Genomic DNA, 1,791 nt, shown 5'->3' on the forward strand with positions numbered 1-1,791 from the left:
GGCCACAGCCCTCACCCGCCGTGCCCCGCGCCGTCACCCGCCGTACGCGAACGGCCCCCGGCGTGGGCGCGGTCAGACGTCCGACCGGCTGACCCGCGTGCTCCAGCGCCCGATGACGAACTTCACCGGCAGCAGGAGCAGCCAGCCCCACACGACCCGGGACCCGAGGAGGAAGCTCAGCGGCGCCGTGGCGGCGAAGACGACCACCGTCGCCCCGAGGTCCGCCAGATAGGCATGGGCCTCCCGGTCGGGCAGCGGCACCGCCCGGAGCCAGGGGCGCTTCCACACCACGAGCAGCAGCGTGAACTGGATGCTGCCGAGGACGGCGACGGCCGCCGAGTAGATGGCCACGGCCGAGGGCTCGCGGCCGTACTCGGCGATGAGGGAGGTGGGGAAGGGGAGCAGCGCCGCGACCCCGAGGCCGAACAGCGTCAGCCGGATCACCAGGCCGTCCACCTGCCGGACGCCGAGGAACAGGCGGTGGTGGTCACGCCAGAAGGCCGCGAGGACGAGGAAGCTCAGGGCGTACGCGCCGACCTGGGGGAGGAGGTCGTGCAGCTGGCGGTGGAACTCGGCGGAATCGAGCCCTTCCGGGAGCTTGATGTCGATGGCGAGCAGCGTGATCGCGATGGCGTAGACACCGTCGGCCAGCGCGATCAGCCGTTCCGGCCTGCCGAGCAGGGGCTCCGGGGCGGTCGAGGTCGTCATCCTGCCGACCCTAGGGAGCGGAGGGCCGGGAGCGGCGCAGGCCCGGCAGTGTGCCGGGCCGTGTCCCGCTCCCGGCCGCGCGCCGCGTCCCCGGTCAGGAGCCGGCGGTGGCCGCCTGGAGGGTGGTCGCCATGATCGGGCTGGTGAAGGTGTTCGTCGCGTTGCCCGTGGACGGGTGGTAGGAGCCCCACTTGAGGTAGTTGCGGTCACCGTCCCAGGTGGTGCCCTTGAAGGTGCCGGAGCCGTTGGTGAAGGTCTGCTTCACACCGTCGAACCAGAAGTCGATGGTGCCGTTGGTGCGGCCGAGCCGGATCTTCAGGGCGTAGGAGTGCCACTGGTTGTTGCTGGTCGGTGCGGTCCACAGGGTGTGGGCCACGTGGTCGGTGTCCCACTCCTGGAGGCGGATGCGCCCGGTCGTCGCGTCGATCTCGATCGGGTGGTTCGCCGTGTTGGTGCTCGGCGAGCACTTGAGCTGGAAGACGTAGCGGCTGTTGGAGTCCTTGATGTTCAGCTTGGAGGACCAGCCGAGGTAGAAGGTCTTGCCCTCCTTGAGGTCCGGGCCGAGCGTCTCGCAGCGCTCCGCGCCCGCGGCCTGGAAGGCCCGCCACACGTCGCCCTTGGCCGGGTCCTTCACAACGCCGAACTTCCCGTCCGTGCACTGCACACCGGCGAAGGAGGAAGGGCCCTCGCTGGTGCTCGGGGTCCACAGGACGGTGCCCGCCGCGGTGGCGGAGCTGCCGGCGACGGCGGTGCCGCAGGTGATCGCGAACGCGCTGAGCGCCACGATGCCGGCGGTGGTCCGGTGGTGGTGGGCCGAAGAAGGCATGTCTCTCCTGGGCGGACAAGTCATCGGAATCGGACGCCGCCCGGGCGGTCGGCCCGGACGTGCGAAGAGATTCGACCACCTGACGACCCGTGGGACCAGCCGGGCCGACCGGTCGTGGCCCTTTCGGGCAAAGCCGCCGGTCGGCCCGCTCCGATGGACGGCCGGGGCGGGCGACCGGGGGAGGGCGGCCGCGGGAACGGCACGGGAACGGCGGCGGGACACCGGGGGCCGACGGCGGTCCGGTGGCGTCCCGCGGC

2 protein-coding genes are annotated in these 1,791 nt (G+C 72.1%); both read right to left on the minus strand.

Features of this window, described 5'->3' with window-relative positions; all coding sequences use genetic code 11:
• Positions 1-72: 72 nt before the first annotated feature.
• On the minus strand, positions 73-708 hold the full coding sequence (locus VR45_RS39345) for a TMEM175 family protein (RefSeq protein WP_199926094.1): 636 nt from the start codon (positions 706-708) through the stop codon (positions 73-75).
• Positions 709-802: 94 nt separating this feature from the next.
• A complete protein-coding gene (locus VR45_RS39350; protein WP_078897469.1) occupies positions 803-1,534 on the minus strand; it encodes a heparin lyase I family protein in 732 nt (243 codons plus the stop codon).
• Positions 1,535-1,791: the final 257 nt, after the last annotated feature.

Origin of the sequence: Streptomyces sp. NRRL S-495 (assembly GCF_000966955.1) — a bacterium.
Lineage (GTDB): Bacteria > Actinomycetota > Actinomycetes > Streptomycetales > Streptomycetaceae > Kitasatospora > Kitasatospora purpeofusca.

Excerpts from the sequence above, each read along its gene's own strand:
- VR45_RS39350 (WP_078897469.1), bottom strand. The coding sequence starts at position 1,534 with ATGCCTTCTTCGGCCCACCACCACCGGACCACCGCCGGCATCGTGGCG.
- VR45_RS39345 (WP_199926094.1), bottom strand. The coding sequence starts at position 708 with ATGACGACCTCGACCGCCCCGGAGCCCCTGCTCGGCAGGCCGGAACGG.